Genomic DNA, 252 nt, shown 5'->3' on the forward strand with positions numbered 1-252 from the left:
GACGGCGTCGATCTCGTCGAGCGTCACGCCGGCCTCGGCGAGCGCCGCGTCGATCGACGGCTGCAGCGCCTCGAGGTGAGCCCGGGCTGCGACCTCGGGCACGACGCCGCCGTAGCGCGCGTGTTCGTCCATGCTCGAGGCGATCGTGTTGCTCAGCAGCTGCCGACCGCGGACGATCCCGATCCCGGTCTCGTCGCAGCTGGTCTCGATGCCGAGCACGAGGGGCGCGTCCATCAGCACCATCCCTTTCCG

The 252-nt window shown here is 71.0% G+C and carries 1 pseudogene; it reads right to left on the bottom strand.

Annotated elements, in window-relative coordinates:
- Nucleotides 1–234: pseudogene (locus tag ACZ3HG_RS24330) on the bottom strand (tRNA (adenosine(37)-N6)-threonylcarbamoyltransferase complex transferase subunit TsaD); the annotation flags it as partial.
- Nucleotides 235–252: the final 18 nt, after the last annotated feature.

Source organism: Erwinia sp. PME.40.26/001, assembly GCF_055556675.1.